This window comes from Nocardia puris, assembly GCF_036051655.1.
Classification (GTDB): domain Bacteria; phylum Actinomycetota; class Actinomycetes; order Mycobacteriales; family Mycobacteriaceae; genus Nocardia; species Nocardia puris.
Window position 1 is genome coordinate 2,214,555 of record NZ_CP107943.1, and the last position, 23,632, is coordinate 2,238,186.

The window sequence follows — 23,632 nt, forward strand, 5'->3', positions numbered from 1 at the left end:
ACGCGGCCTCCTGTCCGATCCGATCGGCCCGCCCGAAGGGAGCGCCGACCTCGATTTCCGGGCCCCACAGTACCGTGCCGAACTGAGAATCCCCCCTCGAGCGGCAAATTACCGGCGGTTAACCGGGCCGTTCACCTCCGGTTCCGCCCACCGTTGTGGTCTGGCCCACGCCCGCGTGACCAAGGGCCCCATGGCTGGCGAAACGCTCCAGCCTCTAGGGTTAGGCCTGACAGAATTGGCTTCTGCCTACGCCGCACGACACGGAGGTCTTCACAGTGCCCATCGCGACTCCGGAGGTCTACGCCGAGATGCTCGGTCGGGCCAAAGCGAACTCGTTCGCCTTCCCCGCCATCAACTGCACCTCGTCGGAGACGATCAACGCGGCCATCAAGGGCTTCGCCGACGCGGGCAGCGACGGCATCATCCAGTTCTCCACCGGTGGCGCGGAGTTCGGCTCCGGCCTCGGCGTCAAGGACATGGTGACCGGCGCGGTCGCGCTGGCCGAGTTCGCCCACGTGGTCGCCGCCAAGTACGACGTCACCATCGCCCTGCACACCGACCACTGCCCGAAGGACAAGCTGGACACCTTCGTGCGCCCGCTCATCGCGATCTCGCAGGAGCGGGTCAACGCGGGCGGCCTGCCGCTGTTCCAGTCGCACATGTGGGACGGCTCGGCCATCCAGATCGACGAGAACCTCGAGATCGCCAAGGAACTGCTCAAGGCCACCGCGGCCGCCAACATCATCCTCGAGGTGGAGATCGGCGTCGTCGGCGGCGAGGAGGACGGCGTCGAGGCCGAGATCAACGAGAAGCTCTACACCTCGCCGGAGGACTTCGAGAAGACCATCGACGCGCTCGGCGCGGGCGAGAACGGCAAGTACCTGCTGGCCGCCACCTTCGGCAACGTGCACGGTGTGTACAAGCCGGGCAACGTGGTGCTCAAGCCCGAGGTGCTGGCCGAGGGCCAGCGCGTGGCCGCCGCCAAGCTGGGCCTGGCCGCCGACGCGCAGCCGTTCGACTTCGTCTTCCACGGCGGCTCGGGCTCGCTGAAGTCCGAGATCGAGGACTCGCTGCGCTTCGGTGTGGTGAAGATGAACGTCGACACCGACACCCAGTACGCGTTCACCCGTCCGGTGGCGGCGCACATGTTCACCAACTATGACGGTGTGCTCAAGATCGACGGCGAGGTCGGCAACAAGAAGACCTACGACCCGCGCAGCTACCTGAAGAAGGCGGAGACCTCGATGGCGGCGCGCATCGTCGAGGCGTGCAATGATCTGAAGTCCGCGGGACGGTCGATCAGCGCCTGACCCTTCTTTCGTACTTCGGGGGCCCGAGCTCATGAGTCTTGACGTGCGTGTGCTCGGGCCCGTCCGGTTGTTCGTCGGCGGTGAGCCGGTGGCGGTCGGCGGGCCCAAGCCGCGAGCTCTGCTGGCCGCGCTCGCCGTGAACCGGCGGCGCGCCGTCGCCTCGGCCGCGCTGGCCGACATGGTGTGGAACGAGGATCCGCCGGATTCCTACGCCGCCAGCCTGCAGGTGTTCGTCTCCAACATCCGCAAGGCGCTGCGCAATTCCGGTGTCGATCCGGCGCAGGTGCTGCGCACCGAGTCGTCGGGATACCGGCTGGAGATCCCGGAGGAAGCCTGCGATATCGGCCGTTTCGAGGCTACCCGCGACAGCGCGGCCAAGGCGGCCGACCGCGGCGACCATCAGCAGGCGGCGCAGCTGTTCGGCGAGGCGCTGCGCGAATGGAGCGGGCGCGCGCTCTCGGATCTGGCGGGCCTGCAATTCGCCGAGGGCTTCGCCACCGCGATGGACGAGGAGCGCCTGCTCGCCGTCGCGGCCCGGATCGACGCCGAGATCGCTTGCGGCCGTGCCGCTTCGGTGATCAGCGAACTGGTCTCGATGACGAACGAGCATCCGCTGCGCGAACCGCTGTGGGGCCAGCTCATCACGGCGCTGTACCTGTCGGGCCGTCAGGCCGACGCCCTGGACGCCTGCCGCCGGGTGCGCACCGTGCTCGCCGACGAACTGGGCATCGATCCCGGCCCGGCTCTGGTCGAGCTGGAACAGCGGGTGCTGCGCCAGGAGCCGTTGAACACCGTCGAGTTCAAGCGCACCGAGCGGCTGGCGGCCGCCATGACCGAGACCGTCACCGAGGTGCCGCGCGCGGTGCGCAGCGGGCAGCTGCGGATGGCCGACGGGCGCGTGCTGCCGATCGCGATGGGCGGCATGCGGATCGGCCGGATGACCGATAACGACCTGGTGCTCGACGACCCCAAGGCCAGCCGGTACCACGCGCACATCATGCCCAGCCGGGCCGGCCTGCTCATCAAGGATCTGCATTCGGCCAACGGCGTCTACATCAACGAGGAGCCGATCGAGAGCGGGTCACTGCTGGCCGACGGCGACGCGATCCGGATCGGCGCGACGATCCTGACCTTCGAGGCCGTGTCCTGAGTCAGTTGCAGGCGATGCCGTCGCCGTCGCGATCCAGCAGCCGCGAATAGCCCGGCTGCCCGCGATACAGCGGCCACGCGCCGTCGTTGATCACCTGCGTGCAGTTGATGTAGGGCACGCGGCGCGGCTGGTCTTCCTCGCTGTCCTGTTTCGGCTGGTTCCCGTAGCGGGGACCGTTGCGTTCGGTCGGAATCGGATGGTCGGACGGCCGGGTGAGCGGGGCGCCGGGCGGGGGTTGCGCGACGGCGGCCGCGGTGCCGGCCAGGATGAGCGCGCCGCAGGCCGCGGCGGCCCATCGGCGGGTGGGCGAGCTGTTCACATCTTCCATCGTGCTCCCGTCCGAGCCGCATGGCGAGGGTGCTGCCCGGTGTATTTCGATCCGTTTCCGGTGGATTCGCCGCGCGCCCGGTAGGGTCTAGCCCGATTGCGTTCGGCGGAGCGTCGAGGGGTTGGTGCATGGCCAAGCGGGTGCTGGCCGCGGTCGGAGCCGTGGTGCTGGGTGCTGGTGCGTTGCTGTACGGCGATCGGTCGATCGCGTTCGCGCAACCCGAGCCGCCGGTGCCGGGCGCGGGGCCGTGCGCGACCGATCCGGCGCCGGTGCACGAGCCGCTCATCCCCAAGACGCTCGAGGTGCCTGTGCCGTATCCGGTGATCACGGTGCTGCCGCCGCAGCGGCCCGATCCGGAGCCCGTGCGCACCGAGATGACGCTGCCCGAGGACCCGTGCGTCAACCCGTGCCCCGACCTCACCGACGGCCCGAAGCCGCCGCCGAGCCTGGCCACACAGCTCGGGATTCCCGAAATCCTGTTGAACCCCCAGCCTTTTCACTTCGCCGTCCCCGGGCCCGGTCCGGACCCCGGCGACGTGCCGCCGCCCCCGGAGCGCGTCGAACCACCCGTCGAAGCCGCGCCCGTGTCGGCGCAGCGGCCCGCGCCCCGCGTCAGGAACGTGCGCGAGGTGTCCAAGCAGACCGGCGCGAACTCGGTGAACCGCACCGACAAGCGCTGGCAGGTGGACGGCACCGACCTCGGCATCATGTGGGAGAGCGCGCCGGGTGAGATCGCCGTCGCGTTCGGCGACACCGTGGGGCAGGGCTTCCACCCGCCCGGCGGCATGGGCGGAGACTGGCGCAGCAATGTGCTGGCGTTCAGCTCCGATCGCGACCTGTCCGACGGCATGACCTACGACCGGATGGTCACCGACAGCCGCTGCCACGCCGCCGAGATCCTGTCCAGCCGCAAGATGGACAACGTCGAGATCACCACCATCCCGACCTCCGGCTTCGCCCTCGGCGACCGGCAGTACCTGAGCTACATGTCCATCCGCACCTGGCACAGCCTGCCCGGCACCTTCTACACCAACTACGGCGGCATCGCCTACTCCGACGACGGCGGGCAGACCTGGACCAAGGACCCGCACGCGCGCTGGGACAACATCTTCGGGCTGTCGAATTTCCAAGTGAGCGCGATGGTTCCGCACGGCGACCACGTCTACATGTTCGGCACGCCCAACACCCGGCTGGGCGCGGTGGGGCTGGCGCGGGTGGCCAAGGACCAGATCCTCAACGTCACCGCCTACCAGTACTGGCGCGACGGACAGTGGACGCCCGTGGGCGGTGCGGGCGGCGCGACGCCGGTGGTGCACGCGCCCGCCGGTGAGCTGTCGGTGCGGTTCGACGCGAGCCGCGACGTCTGGCAGATGAGCTATCTCGACACCTCGCGCGCGGCGATCGTGGTGCGCGAATCGGATTCACCGCAAGGAGTGTGGTCCGAGCCGTCGCCGACGGTGACCGTGCTGGACTACCCGGAGCTCTACGGCGGGTTCATCCACCCGTGGTCGACGGGGTCGGACCTCTACTTCAACATCACCACGTGGAGCGATTACAACGTGTACTTGATGCACGCCGAAATCGAAGAGTGACAAGGGGTTTCGGAGAACCTCAGCTCAGGCGCACTTCGGCGACCGCGCGGCCGAAGAGCTTGCGGCCCTCCGAGGTCGCGGTCAGCACGATGGTGGCGGCGCGGCGCCGCGGATCGAGCAACTTGATCTTGCCGCCCAATTCGATCTCGCTCGCCGAATCCGCCCGCACCGGAACGTAACCCGAGAACCGCACGCTGAACTTCTCGACGGCCGTGGGGTCGCCGAGCCAGGACGTGACGTAGTCGGCGGTGAGGCCCATGGTCAGCAGGCCGTGCGCCACCACCGTCGGCAGGCCGACCAGCCGGGCGGCCTTCTCGCTGAAGTGGATCGGGTTCGGGTCGCCGGAGACGCCCGCGTAGTTGGTGAGGTCGCCGCGGGTGAGGCTCGCGGTGGCCGCGGGGAGCACGTCACCAGCCGACAGCGCGTCGAAATCGGGGCGGGTGTGCACCGGCGCGGCCGGTGCGGCCGGGGCCGTGACCGCGTCGGGAGCGTCGACCAGCGCGCTCGGGTCGGTGCTGCCCGCGGGGCGCGGATGCATGTAGATGGCCTCGACCGCCTGTGTCAGGTTCGGGTCGATCTCGGCGCCGCGCCGGGCCACGATCGTCGTCGACCCCACCTGCGCCAGCTCGCCGTGCTGATTGACCAATTCGAAACGGACGGTGATGAAGTCGTTGTCACCGAACTGGCGGATCGACTCGATCACGATGCCGGTGCGGATCGAATCGCCCGCCACGATCGGGCGGTGGATCTCGAAAACCTGGTCGGTCTGCAGGATCTGGGTCAGGTGGTAGTCGGTGAGCACCGAATCCAGCAGCGCGCGTGTGCAGGCCACCCCGATCACCGAGGCGAACGTGGGCGGCGCGACCACGCCGGGGTAGCCGAGCGCGAGCGCGTCCGCCGCGCGGTGATGCGCCGTGTGCGCGTTCTGGATCGCGCTCGCGAACTCGCGGATCTTCTCCCTGCCGACCTCGTAGTGGTCGCGTACCAGGAATCGCCGTCCCGCGAGCGTCGCCGTGTCCACTGTGCCGGTGTCCGGCTGCGCCATCGTCTGCTCCCTGCCCATGATCGGGCCATGCTACTGGCCGTACCGGTCCGCTGACCAAGTAGGTGTGACCACCCGCACCGTCTACCAGGGTGGTCACACCTACCGATTCGATGTCCCTACGGGTTCGCCGCGGGCGGGTCGCACACCTTCCAGCCGTCGTCGGTGCGCTGCAGGTCGAACGTGCGCTGCGTGCGGTTGCCCGGATCGGCCTCGGTGTACACCGTGGCCTGCGCGATCGCGGTGTCCTCGGTGATCCGGATCGCGTCCACGCTGTCCACCACCGGGACCGTGCCCTGCTCCCGGGAGATCTGGTGCACGCCGGCGAACTGCTCCTCGGGGATGTCGCGGTAGTACTCGTGCAGCGAGCCGCAGGTACTGCTGCGCAGCGTGCTCAGATCGCCGTCGCGCAGCGCGCCGGTGTAGTCGGAGATGGTGGCGCGCACCTGCTCCTCCGGGCTGTCGCCACCCGTCAGCAGCGCCACCAGTCCGGCCACCGCGAGCACCGCGACCACCACGGCGGCGCCCACCGCCAGCAACCACTTCTTCGGACGGCCCGGCTCCCCGGGCGTGTCGCCCGCCGGTTTCGCCGCCGCCGGCTCGACCCGCTGCGGAGGTGCGATCGCCCGGCCCTGTCCGGCCAGGGAGGCTGCGGGGCGGGTGGCATTCTGGTCCGCGGGGGAAGGGGCGGAGCCCGGTCGCGGTGCGCCAGGGGGAGTGGACGACGGTCTGGTCGTCTCCACGTCGTCCTGGTGCGGGGGAGCGGGTTTCGTCAGGTGCGGGGGTTGGGGTTGCCCCTGTTGCGGACTGCCCGGTGTACCACCCGGACCCTGCTGAGGACCTGGCCGCCGGTCGGGACCTTGGTGCGGCCCGCCCGGACCCAGGGGCACTCCGCCCGGGCCCTGCTTGGGCGGCCCTTGTTGGGGCCCGCCCTGCGGCGAGCCGGTGATCTGCTGTCCGCCCGGTTGGGGTCCCCGTCCCTGCGGCCCACCGGCGCCTTGCCGGCCGGGGCCTTGTGGGCCGCCGGGACCCTGTTGTCCGGGGCCCTGCTGGCTACCGGCCCCCTGCTGCGCCCCGGGCCGCGGCTGGCTGCCCTGTTGTCCGGGCCCCTGCGGCCCACCGGGCCCGCGTTGCCCCGGACCCTGCTGCGCACTTTGCTGCGAGCCCGGACGTTGGCCGGGCCCCTGCTGCGGCCCGCCCGGCCCGAGCGGTGCCTCACCTGGGCCCTGTTTCGGTGCGCCCGGCCCGTGCTGTGGACCGCCCTGCGGCGAACCGGCGACCTGCTGGGGTCCGGGCCCCTGCGGCCCACCGGGCCCGCGCTGCCCCGGGCCCTGCTGGGGTCCACGCCCTTGCGGACCGGCGGCAGTCGGTGATCCGGCATCCTGCGCGGCGGCGGCCGCGCCTCCCGCAGCAGTTGCCGCATCGGCTGCCGAGCCGCCCGGTCGACCCGCCTCGGAATCGTGCGTGGCCTCGGCCGGTCCTTGCTGCGGGGCGCCGCCGTGGTCGTGCCGCGATCCACTCGGTCCGTCGCCGGGACCCGGTGTAGCGGCGGCCGCGGCGCCGGCCGCGAGGGCGGCACCCGCGGCACCGAGCGCCGCGGCACTCGGGCCCTGCTTGCTCGCGCCGGAGTCCCGCTTGTCGTCGGCCGACCGGTCGCCACCACCCGGCTGTGGTCCGGAACCTTGCGGCGCGTCGGAACCCGGTCGGGGACCGTCGCCCTGCGGGGTGCTGCCACCCTGCGGGGAAGCGGCGGGCCGGGGTGCGTCGGTTTCGGGACGGCCCGGTCGGCCTGAGCCCGCCGGGTCAGCATGTGCCTGCGGGCCGCGCGGCCCTTGATGGGAGGCGCCGGGGCCCTGGTGCTGCGGGCCGGACGGTCCCTGCACCGGACCGGACGCGCCTTGCTGTCCGGCCTGCCGCGGACCCGACGCGGGCCGCGGGGTGTTCGGTGGCTTGCTCAAGGGCTGGCGCTGGCCGGGCGGAACGACGCGGTCGGTGGTCGGGCGCTGCACGGGGATCGCCACCGTCTGCGCGTCGGCGTCACCGGCGTGCGGCGCGATCGGCATCGAGACGGTCGCCGCGTCGGCCCCGGCGATATCCGGCTCCCCCTGCTGATCCCGCCGCATCACGACGGTCTGCGCGTCGGGCCCCGCCCCGCCGTCCTCGTCATCGGCGAGCAGATCGACCCGCCGCATCACCATCGTCGCGTGCTCGGCCCCGGGCTCGGGAACCTCCGAATCCCCCTGCCCCGCACCCTCTTCCGAGTCCTGAGCGCCTGCGTCTTCGGCATCCGCCCCCTCCGAACCCGCCGCGTCCGCCCCACGCTCACCGGCGCTCCCGGCCACCTCCAGACCTCCGGGCGCTGCCGTGCTCTCGGCTCCGGCTGTCGTGTTCCCGGGTGGGGCCGCCGCGCTCTCGGCCCCAGCTGCCGCGTTCCCGGCCGCCGCACCCTCGATTGCTGTACCGCCGGCTGAGGCGCCCCCGGCTGCCGCACCGCCGGTGGCCGGACCGTTGCCTGCCGCTCCTCGCGCGGGCTCCGCGTCACCGTCGGCCCCGGCCGCTACACCCGCGGCGGCAGCTGCTGTCGCGCCCGCAGCCGCAGCGCTATGTACATCCCCCGCTCCCGCGTCACCCTCGGTCCTCGATGAATTCGCACCAGCCTCGGTATTCGCGTCCGCCTCCTGGGAACCCGTCACCGCACCGCTGCCGGCTCCACCGGCCGAAGCCTCGTTACCCGGGCCGCCGGCTGCCGTGCTCCCACCTCCCGCGGCCACCTGAGGGAACGCGACCGTCTTCGCGTCCTCTGCCGAACCGGCATTGCGCGATTCCGCACCCGCCGCTCCACCCTCGCCCGCGGTGTCCGAGCCGGAGACATCACCGTGCGGTGCCACCACGGGTGCAGGTCCCTCGGCGGCGGACTCGTCCCCGCCCTCCGTCACCGGTTCCTCGTCACCGCGCGAGTTGCGCGGGATCTCGGTGGTCTTCGCGTCGGCGAGCTGATCCTCGACCCGTCCGCCGACGGCCTCCGGCGCAGCTGTTCCCGAGGTGCCCGGAGCGCGACTGCTCTGCGGGATCTCGGTGGTCGGCGCATCACCTCCGCGCGAATCCGCCTGTCCCGCAGGCGAATCGGCGTCGGCGCCGGAACGACTGGGCGCACCCCCACCCGCGCCGTCACCGGGACGCGCCCCGCCTTTCGCGGTGTCCTGCGGCGCAGGGTTCTCACCGCGCGCATCCCGCGCGGCGGCCTGTTCGGCGGAACCAGCGCCGCCGTCGGCCCGGTTCTTGTTGTCGTTCGGGTCGGACACCTACTACCCCTCGCTCAGCCTGAACAATCGAACTCGTGCGCCAGCCTAATAGCCAGCGCGAACACCGCACGGTCTTTACCCGCGCCGCGGCCCGCGCCGGGTTCGGTGGGCACAACGTGACGTTGGTTTTCGGGCGGTGTTGAGGGCTCGAACCGGCAACGTCCACCACTGGTGGATGCCCGGACCGGGGCGCAGCCGGTCCCGCACGGGCTCCCACCGCACCCGAGCCCGTGCTGCCCGCGTTCATGCGCATGGTGCCCCCGCACGGCTCCCCACCCCACCCCCGTCCCCACGCGGTGCACAATGAGCGCATGACTTCGTTCGGTGATCTGCTCGGACCGCAGCCTGTGCTCCTCCCGGAAATCTCCGAGGCGGAGGAAGCGCTGCTCGACAACGTGGACCCGGTGCGGGTGGCGGCGGACTATCCGGCGGCCTCGATCGCGTGGGCGCACCTGGCGGAGGCGGCGCTGGAGCGCGGGGGTGTGACGGGCGCGGACGAGGTCGTCAACCTCGACGTCGTCGCCGCCTACGCGTTCGCCCGCACCGGCTACCACCGCGGCCTGGACCTGTTGCGCCGCAACGGCTGGAAGGGTTTCGGCCCGGTGCCGTGGAGCCACGAACCCAACCGCGGCTTCCTGCGCAGCGTGGGCGCGCTGGCGCGGGCGGCCCGCGCCGTCGGCGAGGCCGACGAGTACGCCCGCTGCCTGGACCTGCTGGAGGACTGCGACCCGCGCGCCGCGGCCGAGCTCGGCCTCGACTGAGCGGCGGGTGAGCGCGGTACCGAGCCCGCCCGCGGCGGGACGTTTCGGCACGGCGAAGGCCGACAGCCTGCAACGCCTGCGCAGCGCGTCGGCCCGGCTGCGGCTGTCCGCCCTGCCGATCGTGCAGTGCGCGCTCGGCGCCGCGCTGGCCTGGTTCGTCGCGCACAACATCATCGGCCACGTCCAGCCCTTCTTCGCGCCGACCGCGGCCGTGGTGTCGATCGGCATCTCGTTCGGCGCGCGCATCAAACGCGCGCTCGAGCTGGTGGTGGGCGTCGCGGTGGGCATCGGCATCGGCGATCTGTTCATCTCGGGCGTCGGCTCGGGGGCGTGGCAGATCGCGCTGGTGGTCGCGGTGGCGATGGCGCTGGCCGTGTTCCTGGACGGCGGTTCGGTCATCACCATGCAGGCCGCCGGTTCGGCGGTACTGGTGGCCACGCTCATGCCGCCCTCGGCGGGCGGCAGTGTCTCCCGGATGATCGACGCGCTGGTCGGCGGCCTGGTGGGCGTGATCGTGGTGGCGGCGATCCCGCTGCACCCGGTGCGCCGCGCCCGTGAGCACGCGGCCGACATCCTCGCCGTGATGGGCAAGGCCCTCTCCGACTGCGCCGACGGCCTGCTCGAACAGGACCCGGACAAGATCCGCGACGCGCTCGCGCAGGCGCGCGACACCCAGCCCAAGATCGATTCGCTGCGCTCCAGCTTGGAGGGCGGCCGCGAGATCAGCCGGATCTCACCGCTGTACTGGAATTCCCGGGCCCGCCTGGAACGCGTCCGCGCCACCGCCGACCCGCTCGACAACGCCATCCGCAACACCCGCGTGCTGCTGCGCCGTTCGCTCACCCTGGTGCGCGACGACGAAATCCTCGACCCGCGCCTGATCGACGAGGTGGAGCGGCTCGCGCAGTCGGTGGAGGTGGTGCGCAAGATGATGCTCGCCGATCCCGGCGAACAACCCGACCAGGCCGAGGCCGCCCGCGTGCTGCGTTCGGTCGCGAAGGCGGCCCGCCCGGAACTGGTGGAGGGCGCGGGACTTTCGGCGCACGTGGTGTTCGCCCAGGTGCGGTCGATCGTGGTCGATCTGATGCAGGTGTGCGGGATGAACCGCATCTCGGCGATAGCGCTGCTGCCGCCCACGGTTCCCAATCCGTATGTGCGGCCGGAGGATTGACGCTCTCTGACGGCTGAATCAGGGCCCGGGATACCTTCGGCAACCGAATCGGCATCGGACGGATCCGATGTGCGCACACCTCCCGCGAATCCCCGCCCACCAGGCGCGATCAGCACCTCTACTCGCTGAATCCGGCTCTGCCCGAACATTCCACGCCCCGCACACCCCACTGTTCGGGTAGTCCACTACTCACGACCCGCACGACCAGCGCCCCTACTGTCCTATCCAGACCGCGGTGATTCGAGGGGTGTCGCGGTCGACACACTTCGCGCGACGCTGCCGAAACACCCGTTCTCTGGATACGGTGGCCTTGCGGGTGGGCACGGCGGCTCGGCGGAGAAGGTCGCCCGGTTCACGCCGCGAGCCGGGCGACCGGGGGGATCACAGCCAGAACCGCACTTGACCGGCGCCGCGCGCGATCCACGACGACTCCACGCCGAACACCCCGCACACGGTGTAGATGAAATCGAAGAACGGCCCGTTGATCGCGGGTGTGAGGATCAGCGCGAAGAGCAGCAGCATGCCGAGCGGTTTGAGCTGGTCCAGCGACCGCCGCGTCCGGTAGCTGAGCGAGGGTTCGAGGATGCCGTAGCCGTCGAGTCCCGGGATCGGCAGCAGGTTCAGCACGGCCGCCGTCACTTGCAGGAAGGCGAGGAACGCCAGACCGTACCAGAACGCCGCATGCGAGGTCTGGCTGCCGAAGATCTCCACGATCACCAGCAGCACCACCGCGAACGCCGCGTTGACGGCCGGGCCCGCGCCGCTGATGATCCGCTGCATCCGCGCGCTCACGCTGTGCGTGTGCACGTACACCGCACCGCCGGGCAGGCCGAAACCGCCGAGCGCGATGAACACCACCGGCAGCACGATCGACAGCAGCGGATGCGAGTACTTCAGTGGGTTGAGCGTGAGATACCCGCGCAACTCCACTTCGTGATCGCCCGCCCGCCACGCCATATAAGCGTGCGCGAACTCGTGCAGGCAGAGCGTGACGATCCACCCCGCCACCACCATCACGAACACGCCGACCTTGGCTTCGGTCGAGCCGTAGTCCGAGAGCCACGCCAGCACACCGCCGCCGAGCGTCACGGCGAGGACGAGCAGGAACACCGGGCTGGGCCGCACGGCTCCCCGCCCCGAACGCCGTTGCGGCAGGGAGTAATTCATCGCACCAGGAGCCAGGGTTCGTGATGCCGGTAGAACGTGGAGCGCGGCACGGGCCGTTCGGTCGTGATGCCGTCGCGGGTCACCACCGCGCCCACGGTGCCGAGTTGCGCGGCGCGCCCCTCGACCCAACGCCGTTTGCGCATACCCTTTTCCACGGTCGCCCGCACGCCGGGCATGTGCAGCGTCGGCGAAACGTGCATCGCCGTGACCTTTCCGGTGAACAGCAGCGTATCGTCCACGTACGCTTCACCTTCCAGCTTCGCACCTTCCACGCCGTTGAGGGTGGCGCGGCCGATGAGCACCTTGCCGGTGTCGTCCCGGATCAGCGGCGTTTCGCGCGCTTTGCCCTCGATCGCCCGTTTGGCGGCGGCGTTCCCCGTGCCGGTCTCGTACGCGCGGGAACCATAGGTCTTGTCGACGGGCACGTACCCGATCTCCACGTGCAGTCGTTCGGTGCGCATCAAATGGGTGAGGACAGCGGCCAATCCGGCGTCCTCGCCCAGCACGATCAGGCGGGGCAGGCTGTCGGCGGCCAGCACCGGGAGGAGTTCATCGATGACGGCCGGGTCGGGGAGGGCCGCCGTCTGAGTGGTCGGCAGCGCGGCGAGGGCGATCGGGACGGGGGCGCCGTCGCAGCGGACAACGTGGGTACTCAAACTGCCGTACACCCTCCTCGAATCCCGCCGACAACTCGCCCGTCGACATCCTTCGCTCGCCGGACGGACTCGCTGCCCCGGGACCGCCCGGAGCCACCATAGTCGCGATCATCCGGTCCCGCCCGGCCCGAGTCGCTACTGTGACCCGGCGGCGGTGCCTGGTCGCCGAGGTGGCCAGGGGCATTCGGTAAGCTGTGCTTCCGGCCACCGCCTCAGTACGGCAGGTAGCTGCAACACAGGTGTGTTGCGCGTCGAACCGTAGGAGACACCACGATGCCGGCAATCGTCCTCATCGGCGCCCAGTGGGGCGACGAGGGTAAGGGCAAAGCTACCGATTTGCTCGGTGGCCGACTGCAATGGGTCGTCCGGTACCAGGGCGGCAATAACGCCGGTCACACCGTGGTACTGCCCAACGGTGACAAGTTCGCGCTGCACCTGATCCCGTCCGGCATCCTCACTCCCGGCGTGCGCAACGTCATCGGCAACGGCGTGGTGGTCGATCCCGGCGTGCTGCTCGACGAGCTCGCGGGCCTGGAGGAGCGCGACGTCGACACCAGCGGCCTGCTGCTCTCCGCCGACGCGCACCTGATCATGCCGTACCACGTGGCCATCGATAAGGTCACCGAACGCTTCCTCGGCAACAAGAAGATCGGCACCACCGGCCGCGGCATCGGCCCCTGCTACCAGGACAAGGTCGCCCGCGTCGGCGTGCGCGTGGCCGATGTGCTGGACGAGAAGATCCTCACCCAGAAGGTCGAGGCCGCGCTCGAGTTCAAGAACCAGGTGCTGGTCAAGATCTACAACCGCCGCGCGCTGGACGCGCAGCAGGTGGTGGACGAGGTGCTGGCGCAGGCGGAGAGCTTCAAACACCGCATCGCCGACACCCGCCTGCAGCTCAACGAGGCCCTCGAGCGCGGCGAGACCGTGCTGCTGGAGGGTTCGCAGGGCACGCTGCTCGACGTCGACCACGGCACCTACCCGTACGTGACCTCGTCCAACCCGACTTCGGGCGGCGCGGCCGTCGGCTCGGGCATCGGGCCGAACAAGATCAACACGGTGCTCGGCATCCTCAAGTGCTACACCACCCGCGTCGGTTCGGGCCCGTTCCCGACCGAACTGTTCGACCAGTGGGGCGAATTCCTGGCCAAGCAGGGCGGCGAGGTGGGCGTCACCACCGGTCGCGCCCGCCGCTGCGGCTGGTTCGACGCCGTGATCGCCCGCTACGCCACCCGTGTGAACGGCATCACCGACTACTTCCTCACCAAGCTGGACGTGCTCTCGGGCCTGGAGCGGGTGCCGCTGTGCGTCGCCTACGAGATCGACGGCGAGCGCGTGGAGCAGATGCCGACCACGCAGACCGAGTTCCACCACGCCAAGCCCGTGTACGAGGAGATGCCGGGCTGGTGGGAGGACATTTCCGCCGCGCGCACCTTCGAGGAGCTGCCCGCCAACGCGCAGGCCTACGTGCTGCGGCTCGAGGAGCTGTCGGGCGCGCGGATCTCCTGCATCGGCGTGGGTCCCGGCCGCGATCAGACGATCGTGCGCCACGACGTGCTGGGCTGAGCCACCGGCGGTTTCACCCGTGGTGAACCGCGAAGATCTACAGTTGACGCATGGCTCGGAACTGGCCGATGATCGAGCGGGAGAGCGAGTTCGAGACGATTCGCTCCGCGCTGACCGGCCCGGCGTATGTCGGCGCGATCCTGACCGGTGACGCGGGGGTGGGCAAGACCACCCTGGCCAGGCAGGCCACGGCCGCCGTCGGCGGCAGCGTGCGCTGGGTCGCGGGCACCGAATCGGCGCGCAGCATCCCGTTGGGCGTGTTCGCGCACATGGTCGGCGTGTACACCGCGCACGACCCGGTCGCGTACATGGCGGCGGCGCGGGAAGCCCTGCTCGCCGAGGGCCACACCATCATCGGCGTCGACGACGCGCACCTGCTGGACCAGCTCTCGGCAACGCTGTTGCTGCAGTTGGCGATCGACAAGGCGGCCCACATCGTCGCGACCGTGCGCAGCGGCGTGCCGGTGCCCGACGCGGTGACCTCGCTGTGGAAGGACGGGCATCTGCTGCGCGTCGACCTGCGGCCGTTCACCCAGCCGCAGAGCGTGCGGCTGGTGGAATCGATGCTGGGCGGGCAGCTGGAGGGGTTCACCGCCAACCTGATGTGGGAGTCCTCCGGCGGAAACGCCTTGTTCCTGCGGCATCTCGTGGAGGGTGCGCTGGAGGCGGGCACGCTGCGGCAGGTCAACGGCGTGTGGCAGTTGCGCGGGCGCGCCGCGGTCACCTCGGAACTGGCCGCGCTGCTGGAGGATCGGGTGGAGCAGCTGCCCGAACCGGTGCTGCGCGTGCTGGAACTGCTCACCTTCTGCGAGCCGATCGACCTCGACGTGCTCACCGAACTCGCCGGCGACGACGCGGTGGAGGCGGCCGAGACGCGCGGCGTGATCCGCGTGGTGGAGAACTCCCACCAGCTGATCGTGCGCTACAACCATCCGCTCTTCGGCGAGGTCATCCGCCGCCGATTGGGAATCGCCTCGGCGCGGCGACTACGTGGGCGGCTGTACTCCTCGCTCAAGGAGCGCCCGGTGAACTCGGCCGCCGATCGCATCCGATTGGCCGAATTGGCTTTGGACAGTGACAAATCCGCCGATCTCGAACTGTTCGAGGCGGCGGCCGCCGATGCGATCGGACTGGCGAATCTGCCGCTCGGCGAGCGGTTCGCGCGGGCGGCGGTGGAACGGCGCGGCGGTGTGGAATCGGCGGATCTGCTGGCGCGGGCGCTGCTGTGGCAGGGGCACCGCATCGAGGCCGAACGCACCTTGGCCAGTTTCGATCCCGACCAGCTCAACGAAGTCCAGCTGGCCCGCTGGGGCAGCACCCGCGTGTCGAATCTGTTGTGGGCCATGGGCGATGCCGATCGCGCCGACGACGTGCTCGCGCAGGTGCGCGCCCGGGTGCGGCACCCGAAGATCGTCGCCACGCTGGCCGGGCTCTCCTCGGCGTGCGCGGTGAACGAGAACCGCCTCGACGACGCGTTCACCGAGGCGGATTCGGTGATGACCATGCCCGACGCGCCGCCGTGGGCGGTGTGGTGGGCGGCGTTCGGCGGCGGACTCGCGTTGGCGCTCATGGGCAAAGGGGAGGCGGCCCGCAAATACACCGCGCGCGGGCACGAGGTGGAGACCGAGATCGACGGGCTCAACCGGTTCATGTCCACCCACGCCGAAGTGCTGGCGCTCACCTTCACCGGCGAGCTCGAAGCGGCGAGGCGTTGCGCCACTTCGTATTTCGGATACTCGGCGCCGGGACAGTATCTGGCGTGGGGGATGTCGAAGATCCTGCAGGGCACCGTCGACGTGGCGCAGGGGCGCTTCCTCGACGGCATCGAGAACCTCGAACAGGCGCTGGCCGCGCTCACCACCGAGGGCGCGGCGGCCTGGCTGTTCCCCGCGAGAGTGCGCCTGGCCGAAGCGTATTCGGCGCTGGGGCGCGGCAGCGACGCCACCGAGTCCATCGCGGAGGCGGTGCGCCGGGGCGGGCGGCACAGCGCCGTCTACGAACCGCAATTGCAGATCGCGAAGGCGTGCGCGGCGGCCGCCGAGGGCAGCGTCACCCCGGCCGTGAAACTGGCGCTGGGGGCGGCCGACGCTGCGGCCCGCTCCCATCAGCACGCCATCGAGGCGATGGCGCTGCACGCGGCCGCCCGCTTCGGTGACCATTCGGTGGCGGGCCGGCTCGCCGATCTCGCCGCGCGCATCGACGGACAGCTGGTGCAGGCGCAGGCCAAACACGCGGTGGCGCTCGCCGCGCACGACGGGCCCGGATTGGACGCCGCCGCAGCGGAATTCGAAGCCATCGGCGCGCAGCTCTCCGCCGCCGACGCCGCCGCCCAGGCCGCCTCGGCGCACGAGCGGGCGGGCGACCGCCGCCGCGTCCTCGAATCCGCCGCCAACGCCAACCGCCTCGCCGCGGCCTGCGGCGGCGCGGCCACCCCGGCGCTGCGCCAGACCGCCCAACCCCTCCCGCTCACCGCCCGCGAACGCGAGATCGCGAACCTGGTCGCGGCGGGGTTGTCCAACCGCCAGATCGCCGACCGCCTCACCGTATCGGTGCGCACCGTCGAGGGGCATCTGTACCGCGCGTGCACGAAGATGGATGTGACGGATCGCGAGTCCCTCGCCGCGTTGATCCGTGGGGAGTCGCGGTGAGTTGGGGGCCGTTGCGCCGGTTGGGGATGGGTGTGGAGTGATCCGGGCCGGAGGTTCCGCGGTTCGGTTCCGCAATGCGGTGATAGTCACTTTTCAGCAAATGATCTTGATGTGCGGATGATTGTTCCGAGCGGCCGGAATGTGCCGGAATCGGGTCGAATCGGGCGGCCCTGGGGATAACCGGCGACTTGACAGCATCTGATCGATGACGGCTATCGTGCCTGCGCACGGCACGCGGGGACGTGGCGTGCTCGAACCGAAGTGAGGGTGTTGTGGCGCGGCGTAATCGAGATATGAACGGCCGGCGCGGTGTGCGGCCGATGGTGGGGGCGCTGCCGCTGGCGATCGCCGTGGCGTGCGCGGGCACCGCACTCGCCGATCCGGCGCCGGTGCAGCCCGGCGTCACCACGCCGAGCGCGCCCGCGCCCGCTCCCACACCGGAGCAGCCGGGCGTCGCGGCACCGAACCAGGACAACCTGACCGGCCCCGGCCCCTCGGACGACGCGCCGGTCCAGCACCTGCGCCCGCAGCAGCGCCCGGCTCCTTCGCCGAGCGCCCCGCCCCCGCCGCCCATCGCGGTGGAGGACCTGCACCTGCCGGAGCCGGTCGAGCCCGTCGCCCCGATCGCCCCGCCGCCGCGCACCCTGCGCGTCGGCGAGTTCAGCACCCCCGTCCCGGACGAGGTGCCCGACGACCTCCTCGGCGGTGTGAACGGCACCGCCGCCGACGTGGAGGCGTTCATCGCCACCCAGGGCCGCTCCGTCGGCATCAACCCCAGCCGCTCCGACAAGATCGCCGCCGCCACCGCCGCGGGCGCGGTCGGCGGGGCCTTGGCGGGCGCGGCCATCGCCGGCGTCCCGGCCGCCGTCGTCGGCGGCGTCGCGGGCGGCGCCCTCGGCGCGGGTGTCGGCGCCGGCATCGGCGTGATCGTCGGCGCGGGCGCCACCGCCGCCGGCGCGGCCGCCATCGCGGGCGTGGTCGCCGCCGCCACCGGCCCCGCCGCCGTCGCCACCCTGCCCACCGTCCTCGCCGGCGCGGTACCCGTCATCGCCGGTGCCGGCGCGGCCACCGCCGGAGCGGGCGCCCTCATCGGCCTCGGCGTCGGCGCCGCGGCGGGCGCCGCCGCCCTCGGCATCCCCGCCGCCGTCGCGGGCGGGGTGGTCGGCGGCATCCTCGGCGGGACTGCCGGCGCCAGCTACGGCGCGACGATCTGAGCCGGCGCTCGCCGCCAACCCTCCTACTCCCACGGCCCGGGAACTCGTGGAGGCTCGCGCCCCCGGCGCTTCCACAGCACCCGCAGATTGTCGCCACGCAGGTCGGGCTTCTTCGGCGGGCGCGGTGAACGAGGACCGCCTCGACGATGCGATCACCGAGGCGGATTCGGTGATGACCATGCCCGGCGCGCAGCGGTGTCCTTGACGCTCGCGGCCTCCCTGCCGCTGGCCCAAGCAGCGTGTTCCAGGGGCGCCGGCGGCTCGAGCTACCGTGCGGATTCGAAGTAGCACCCGCACGTCCGGGCGGAGAGCATCACACACGGCCTCCAGGCTGCCGTCGTGGCGGGCGACGGCGCCGGTCGCCGAGGTAGCAGGTTGCTCTAGGACGTGCACCGGTTCCTGTGCGGATGACCTCCCCGGCGAATACGCCAGCGGCGTGCAGAGTGGCCGGCGGTGCGCGTGGTATCGAGGCGGCCATCTGGCCGGCGGTCTTATCGTAAACACTCTCCGGCACAGCACCTTCCGCGCTGAACTGCCTCGGGCACGCAAATGCGCGCCCCTCACTCCGCCGCGTCCATCCGCACTTCTGGCCGGGGCGGAGTGAGGGCGAGGCCATGGGTCCCAGGGTGCCGGGCTAGTTGTGGTACTGCCTCACCCGCGCGCCCAGCACCCCAACGCGAAGAACCGGCACCTCGCCGCGCACGGCATCCCCGCATCCTCGCCTTCGACCTGGGGGAGGACCTGCTCGCTCAGCCCGTCTTCATCGTCGCGGGCGGCGAGGCTGTTCGCTCTGGCACTCGACCGAACTTTCGCGCCCGCGCCCTCGGCCCGAAGAAGCTCGTGGTGGTCGAAGGAGGCGCCTACGTGGACTTCTACGACGTCCCCAAGTACGTCGACCAGGCTGTCACCGATGCCGCCCTCCCTTCCGCGAGGACCTCGCCACGCAGGTCTGAGATAGGTGGGTATTTGTTTCAGAAGTTTCGGAATCGATGACTGCAAAACGATGATTTCGCATTATATGGTTCGACCACGTTTGCTTGTTTAGTGGGGAACAGTCTGTCCTGGGAAGTCGCGTACGTCTGATGCATCTGAGGTCGGCGTAAGCGACAACAGTGACACATGCGCAAGGGGGCGGTGCTAAGGGATGTCCCGTAAGCCGTTGAGCGGCAACGGGTATCGTGTCGCGGGTGGTGAACTCGGCGTCTGACCCGGTGATGGTGGAGTTGTTCTCCGGGCTGCGACCACGCACGTTCGCTCGCCTGATCACCCAGTTGCGGCGCGAGGGCGCTGATCGGCCGTTGCGGGGCCGGCCTTGGGGGTTGTGTTTCGAAGACCGGGTGTTGCTGGTGGCCTCCTACTGGCGGACCAACCTCACGATGCGTCAGCTCGCGGCGGTGTTCGGGGTCTCGAAATCGGCCGCGGCCCGGGTGATCGATGACCTGGGGCCGGCGTTGGCGCTACGGCCCCGGGCCCGGTTCGGCCGTGGTGCGGTGTTGATCGTGGACGGGACCCTGGTCCCGACCCGTGATCACAAGGTCGCCGCCCAGAGTAAGAACTACCGGTACTCGACCAATCATCAGGTCGTGATCGATGCCGACACCGAGCTCGTCGTCGCGCTCGGGCGGCCGTTGCCGGGCAACCGCAACGACTGCCGGGCCTGGACCGAGTCCGGTGCGGCCGAGGCTTGCCGCAACGCGGTGGTGATCGCTGATGGCGGCTACCAGGGCACCGGCTTGATCATCCCGCACCGCCGCTCGCCTGGTGTCGAGCTGCCGGAATGGAAACAGGCACACAACAAGTCCCACCGCAAGGTCCGCGCCCGTGTCGAGCATGCCTTCGCCCGGATGAAGACCTGGAAGATATTGCGCGACTGCCGGTTGCGCGGTGATGGGGTGAGTGTCGCGATGTCCGGGGTGGCGAGGCTGGCCAACCTTGCCCACGCCTGCTGATTCCTGGCCAGTGGACCGGCACTGTCACCGAGTCAGACTTACGGGACATCCCTTAGCCTTCTACTCACAGATTTCGCGGCGAGTGAATCGCAAGCCGCACAACAGTGTAGAGGTTCGCTATGACCAGCTCTGCTTTAGCCGCATTTCGTGGAATTGAAGCAGCATATGCGAGAACTTCGGCAGACAGGCCGCTGAGCGTGCATGAGAGCTTCTCAGCCCTGGACTTTCAGGTGAGGTTCTTGGCGCTGATTGCAGTATCATCTCTTCATTCGCTAGGTTTGCCAACGGTGAGCATCGGAAGGTCTCCCGGATTGGGCGAATGGGTCTCGTTGCTCAGGAATCTTCGCCGAAGTTTTGAGCAGGCGCCATCTGGAACGCTGGGATCCGACTTGAACTCAGTGTTGGATCGGGTTCTGTCCCGCTACGATCTGGGAATTCCTGATGCGCCTCCGATGATTCGCTCGACAAAGAACCTCCGCGATCACGTCAGTCATGGTGGCGCTATCCCTGATGGACTTTCTGAAATTGTCGAGGAGCTGGTTCGTGCCATTTCCGACGAAGTCGCACTACTTCTTTCCGAGGCTGAGGTCAACCTCGTGGAGGTCGATGAAAGCCGGCTTCTTCGCCCAACCTTGGCCTGGCCGGGTGTGAGCGTGTCGCTATGGCCGTTCATCTTCGCGCGTTCCGCCGATGTATGGTGTGTATACTCCAATTTTCACGGCGGGCAGCCAGTATTCTTGGAGTTTGGAACGCACGATTACAGGCGAGTCGTCGTCGATGAAGGTCTAGTTGATCTACTGCGGCAGCGGCTGGTCAGCAAGCGGGTGCCCGACTCTGTGCTGGAGGTATTCCGCGCGGACGTCGAGAGCGATCTCAGCGCCTTCTCTGATGTCGCGTACCTCGCTCCACAGTACTTCGAGCACGATCATGGCTTCGGGTACGAGTGGGGAAAATCCGTAAGCGAAGGCGTGCAGGCGCGTAGAGACTACTTTCGTCTGGGTCCGGACGGGCCCCAGTGGCAGAGTGAGCAAGGATGGGTCCCGTATCGAGAGTACCTGAGGCAACTGGCCAATTGGCCTATCATTGCCAGTCGACTCCGCTACAAGCTCGACGATATCGAGCGCCAATTCGCGGAAGAAGAAGTAAAGCATCTGGGTTGGAAATCTGACGTTAAGGCTCACCGTGAAGCACATGTGATGGTGACCGAATATGGCGGCGGTAATCCTGCCAAGCAGATGTTCTCACAGTTGATCGACGGTGTCGACGAAGATCTAGGGGTCGAGAAGGGGCAGACGCAGGTCGTCTTCATAAACGGTGAGGCCGGCATAGGTAAGACGCGGGCGATGGTGAAAGCTGCCAGGAATCGGGCATACGAAGTGGAGAATGGGACGGGAAAGAACGGTGGCGATTCCCCACTGTTTCTCTATGTCCGGTCCACCGGTCGGGTGCTCGACAACTTGGATGCGGCCGTCAACGACGCAGTTGCATTGACTCAAAACTTGACTGACGAGCGAGTCAAGGCGTTGTGTAGAAATGGTCTGATTGCGCTACTCATCGACGGATTCGACGAGCTACTCGGCGGAGCTGCCTATAGTGATGCACTCGATTCATTGCAGGGCTGGCTCGACGCCCTCGGCGGCCGGGGTGTATTGGTGGTTTCAGCGCGCTCGTCATTCTATGTGAATCAGTATCGTTCAAGTGTGCAGCGTGCGACCAAGACGGGTAACGCCGCTGTGCGTCACAGAATAGCCGAAGTGCAACGTTGGTCATCCGATGAGGTCCTTTCCTTCTTGAAGGACTATGGTCTTTCGGCCGATCTATTCCTGAGGCTCTCCGGGCGAGATCGCTTGTTACTGGGACTCCCGTTCTTTGCCCGGGCGTTCGCGGAGATGTGTCTCTCTGGCGACTATGAAACCTCAAGTCAGGAACTGTCTTTTACCGAGCAACTTCTAAATTACTATATAGTTCGGGAAGAGAGAAAGCTGGCGTACTCGGAGGAGAGCGGTACCGGACTACTGAATAGAAAAGAACTCAAACGCACATTCGAATATGTCGCGGAAATTATGGTCGACAGCCGCGAGCGAGAAGTAGACTCAGGCGACCTCGAGCTAGCGGCTGCTATGGCATTGGGTTTGTCTGATGTAGATGAGTTGGATGAGCGTACCGGGCTTCGAGAACGTCTGCAAGTTCTCTGCGGATTGACTTCGGAATCGGGTACGCGCGGTCCGACGCGGTTCAGGTTTCAGCATGAAGTTTTTTTCGACAACTTCCTCGCCGGCATGGCGTCGAACCACCTCAGTGAAGGTCAACTCGGGTCGTTCCACAGGCTGATGGCTCGAACGGAGTGGCGATCTGCGACGGTTAGCAGTGTAGTTGCTTCCTCGGACCTTTCGGCCATTGTAGGTGCGCTGAATAAGTTTCAAGCAACAGATCGGCGTCACGGTGTTGTTCATGACGCGGTCGCGGCTACGAATCTTGGCGCCATGTGGTCTGCTGTTATAGCGGCTGCAGGCTATATGCCGGGCGCGCAAATTGTAGGTGCTGCCTTTGTGGATCCGCTCGATCTCAGCAGGGTCAATGTGGAAAATGTCAGCTTAGTTGATTGCCGGATAGATTCTCTGGTATTGCCCACCGGTTCCGGTTGGCGCCTCGAACTCGTGGAAACTAAGGTCAAGAAGATGACTGTGCCGTCCTCGAATGCGGATCTAAAGGGGCTCACCGGTGTGCATCACAAAGATCTTGTCGAACTCATGTTCCGGAATGGGGAATACAATTACCGGCGTCCAGAAATCTTGAGGGCGCTGCGGTCCAGTGGCGCCGAAGTGGTGGATGCAGGCGAACAGGCAGTGGCCGAGATACCGGTTAGGTTGGAGGCCACACGTCACTATCTGAAGAATTTGGAATACGCCCACACGACCTTGATTCTCAAAGACAGTTATCAGCCGGAGGACCACCGTCTGAGCTGGGCTCATGAATATTCGAACGAGTGGAAGCCGTTCATTGACAACCTGCAGAATGCTGATCTTGCTCGTGTGGAAACTCTTGCCGCTAGAGGCGCGCGAAAGGTTCGTCTCAGGCTTAAATCTGGGCCTACGAATATCCTCGATGAAGACTCTGAGGATCCTCGGATCAAGAAGTTCTGGGCGTTGGTGAAGACGAAATAGCACGCGTGGCGGTGTTGATTCCTCCTCGTTCGCATGCAGGTTGATGGATCTCGACGCCGTGCGAGCTTCCTCTCGCGAATGGGATTACGCTGGCGAAATCGGAGGTGTTCTCGGAGGTTCGATGATGGTGCGTGGTGTGGTGATGGGCGCGGCGGTGGTCGTGCTGGCGCTGGCCGCGTGCTCGGAGCCGGGGACGGCGGTGCCGGTGAGCGAGACGCTGACGTCGGTGCCGGGGGCGCCGGCGCCGAATCCGGAGCAGCAGCGGAACCTCGATCTGGTGGAGCGGCTGCGGGAGCTCGGGTGCACCACCAACAGTTGTATTCAGACGTACTTCGCGTGCATGGATGGGTTGCTCACCGGTGAGGTGTGTGAGTTCTATCGGCAGCACCCTCCGTGAGCCGGTTGGGCGATGGGCACCCGCCTCGGGTGAATGTGGTTGTCGGATCGTGTGATTCGTGTGGAGCGTGGCGGAAGTCCGAGTCCCGCAAGACCGCTGGGTCAGCGACCCGGGCGCGAGCATCGGACCGGTCCGCGCGGCATGCGTGGCGCGCCGAACGCGGTACTTCGACGACGCGTCGATGCTGTTCAACGGGCCGGTCCGGCAGTGTCAGCGCT

Annotated in this window: 18 protein-coding genes; 13 read left to right on the forward strand and 5 right to left on the reverse strand. The window is 68.6% G+C overall.

Annotated features, from left to right (window positions below; all coding sequences use genetic code 11):
* Positions 1-275 precede the first annotated feature (275 nt).
* Positions 276-1,310 carry a class II fructose-bisphosphate aldolase gene (gene fbaA, locus OHB21_RS09905; RefSeq protein WP_195125182.1) on the forward strand — a complete coding sequence of 345 codons (1,035 nt, stop codon included), beginning with the start codon at positions 276-278 and terminating at the stop codon, positions 1,308-1,310.
* Positions 1,311-1,341: 31 nt separating this feature from the next.
* A complete protein-coding gene (locus OHB21_RS09910) occupies positions 1,342-2,460 on the forward strand; it encodes a BTAD domain-containing putative transcriptional regulator (protein ID WP_067513106.1) in 1,119 nt (372 codons plus the stop codon).
* Position 2,461: 1 nt separating this feature from the next.
* On the opposite strand, the gene OHB21_RS09915 is transcribed toward OHB21_RS09910, so the two are convergent.
* Entirely contained in the window at positions 2,462-2,779 is a 318-nt protein-coding gene (locus tag OHB21_RS09915) for an excalibur calcium-binding domain-containing protein (RefSeq protein WP_232331878.1), read from the reverse strand.
* Between the two features lie 137 nt (positions 2,780-2,916).
* Here OHB21_RS09915 and OHB21_RS09920 point away from each other — a divergent pair, with 137 nt between their 5' ends.
* On the forward strand, positions 2,917-4,380 hold the full coding sequence (locus OHB21_RS09920; RefSeq protein WP_067513102.1) for a DUF4185 domain-containing protein: 1,464 nt from the start codon (positions 2,917-2,919) through the stop codon (positions 4,378-4,380).
* A 19-nt stretch (positions 4,381-4,399) separates the two neighbouring features.
* Here the strand turns inward: OHB21_RS09920 and OHB21_RS09925 are convergent, their stop codons facing one another.
* Both OHB21_RS09925 and OHB21_RS09930 read right to left on the reverse strand, forming a co-directional pair.
* A complete protein-coding gene (locus tag OHB21_RS09925) occupies positions 4,400-5,443 on the reverse strand; it encodes a fused (3R)-hydroxyacyl-ACP dehydratase subunits HadA/HadB (protein ID WP_195125183.1) in 1,044 nt (347 codons plus the stop codon).
* 98 nt (positions 5,444-5,541) lie between these two features.
* A complete protein-coding gene (locus OHB21_RS09930; RefSeq protein WP_147265889.1) occupies positions 5,542-6,165 on the reverse strand; it encodes an Rv0361 family membrane protein in 624 nt (207 codons plus the stop codon).
* 291 nt (positions 6,166-6,456) lie between these two features.
* Here OHB21_RS09930 and OHB21_RS09935 point away from each other — a divergent pair, with 291 nt between their 5' ends.
* The 4 genes from OHB21_RS09935 (at position 6,457) to OHB21_RS09950 (ending at position 10,656) form a co-directional block, all read left to right on the forward strand.
* Positions 6,457-6,795 (forward strand): hypothetical protein, encoded by a 339-nt coding sequence (locus OHB21_RS09935; RefSeq protein WP_157115872.1) that lies wholly within the window; start codon positions 6,457-6,459, stop codon positions 6,793-6,795.
* Between the two features lie 462 nt (positions 6,796-7,257).
* Positions 7,258-7,893, forward strand: a complete 636-nt coding sequence (locus tag OHB21_RS09940) for a hypothetical protein (RefSeq protein WP_195126390.1) — start codon at positions 7,258-7,260, stop codon at positions 7,891-7,893.
* 1,142 nt (positions 7,894-9,035) lie between these two features.
* A complete protein-coding gene (locus OHB21_RS09945; protein WP_067513161.1) occupies positions 9,036-9,485 on the forward strand; it encodes a DUF3151 domain-containing protein in 450 nt (149 codons plus the stop codon).
* 76 nt (positions 9,486-9,561) lie between these two features.
* Entirely contained in the window at positions 9,562-10,656 is a 1,095-nt protein-coding gene (locus OHB21_RS09950) for an FUSC family protein (RefSeq protein WP_195125210.1), read from the forward strand.
* Positions 10,657-11,037: 381 nt separating this feature from the next.
* Here the strand turns inward: OHB21_RS09950 and OHB21_RS09955 are convergent, their stop codons facing one another.
* Together OHB21_RS09955 and OHB21_RS09960 are read right to left on the reverse strand one after the other, a co-directional pair.
* Positions 11,038-11,823, reverse strand: a complete 786-nt coding sequence (locus OHB21_RS09955; RefSeq protein ID WP_067513096.1) for a site-2 protease family protein — start codon at positions 11,821-11,823, stop codon at positions 11,038-11,040.
* A complete protein-coding gene (locus OHB21_RS09960) occupies positions 11,820-12,479 on the reverse strand; it encodes a hypothetical protein (protein ID WP_228789818.1) in 660 nt (219 codons plus the stop codon). Before OHB21_RS09960 ends, OHB21_RS09955 begins: the two co-directional genes overlap by 4 nt.
* A 273-nt stretch (positions 12,480-12,752) precedes the next feature.
* On the opposite strand from OHB21_RS09960, the gene OHB21_RS09965 reads away from it, so the two are divergent.
* The 6 genes from OHB21_RS09965 to OHB21_RS09990 all read left to right on the forward strand — a co-directional run bounded on the left by OHB21_RS09965 (position 12,753) and on the right by OHB21_RS09990 (position 23,414).
* Positions 12,753-14,042, forward strand: coding sequence for an adenylosuccinate synthase (locus OHB21_RS09965; RefSeq protein ID WP_067513092.1), 1,290 nt, complete (start codon positions 12,753-12,755; stop codon positions 14,040-14,042).
* A gap of 50 nt (positions 14,043-14,092) precedes the next feature.
* Complete coding sequence (locus tag OHB21_RS09970; protein ID WP_113975258.1) at positions 14,093-16,690, forward strand: helix-turn-helix transcriptional regulator; 2,598 nt, start codon at positions 14,093-14,095, stop codon at positions 16,688-16,690.
* Positions 16,691-16,983: 293 nt separating this feature from the next.
* Positions 16,984-17,904, forward strand: coding sequence for a hypothetical protein (locus tag OHB21_RS09975; protein ID WP_113975257.1), 921 nt, complete (start codon positions 16,984-16,986; stop codon positions 17,902-17,904).
* 1,214 nt (positions 17,905-19,118) lie between these two features.
* The gene (locus OHB21_RS09980; protein ID WP_328439888.1) at positions 19,119-19,853 is read left to right on the forward strand and encodes a transposase; all 735 of its coding nucleotides are present in this window, start codon (positions 19,119-19,121) and stop codon (positions 19,851-19,853) included.
* A gap of 119 nt (positions 19,854-19,972) precedes the next feature.
* On the forward strand, positions 19,973-23,017 hold the full coding sequence (locus OHB21_RS09985; RefSeq protein ID WP_195142072.1) for an NACHT domain-containing protein: 3,045 nt from the start codon (positions 19,973-19,975) through the stop codon (positions 23,015-23,017).
* Positions 23,018-23,138: 121 nt separating this feature from the next.
* The gene (locus OHB21_RS09990; RefSeq protein WP_195142073.1) at positions 23,139-23,414 is read left to right on the forward strand and encodes a hypothetical protein; all 276 of its coding nucleotides are present in this window, start codon (positions 23,139-23,141) and stop codon (positions 23,412-23,414) included.
* Positions 23,415-23,632 lie beyond the last annotated feature (218 nt).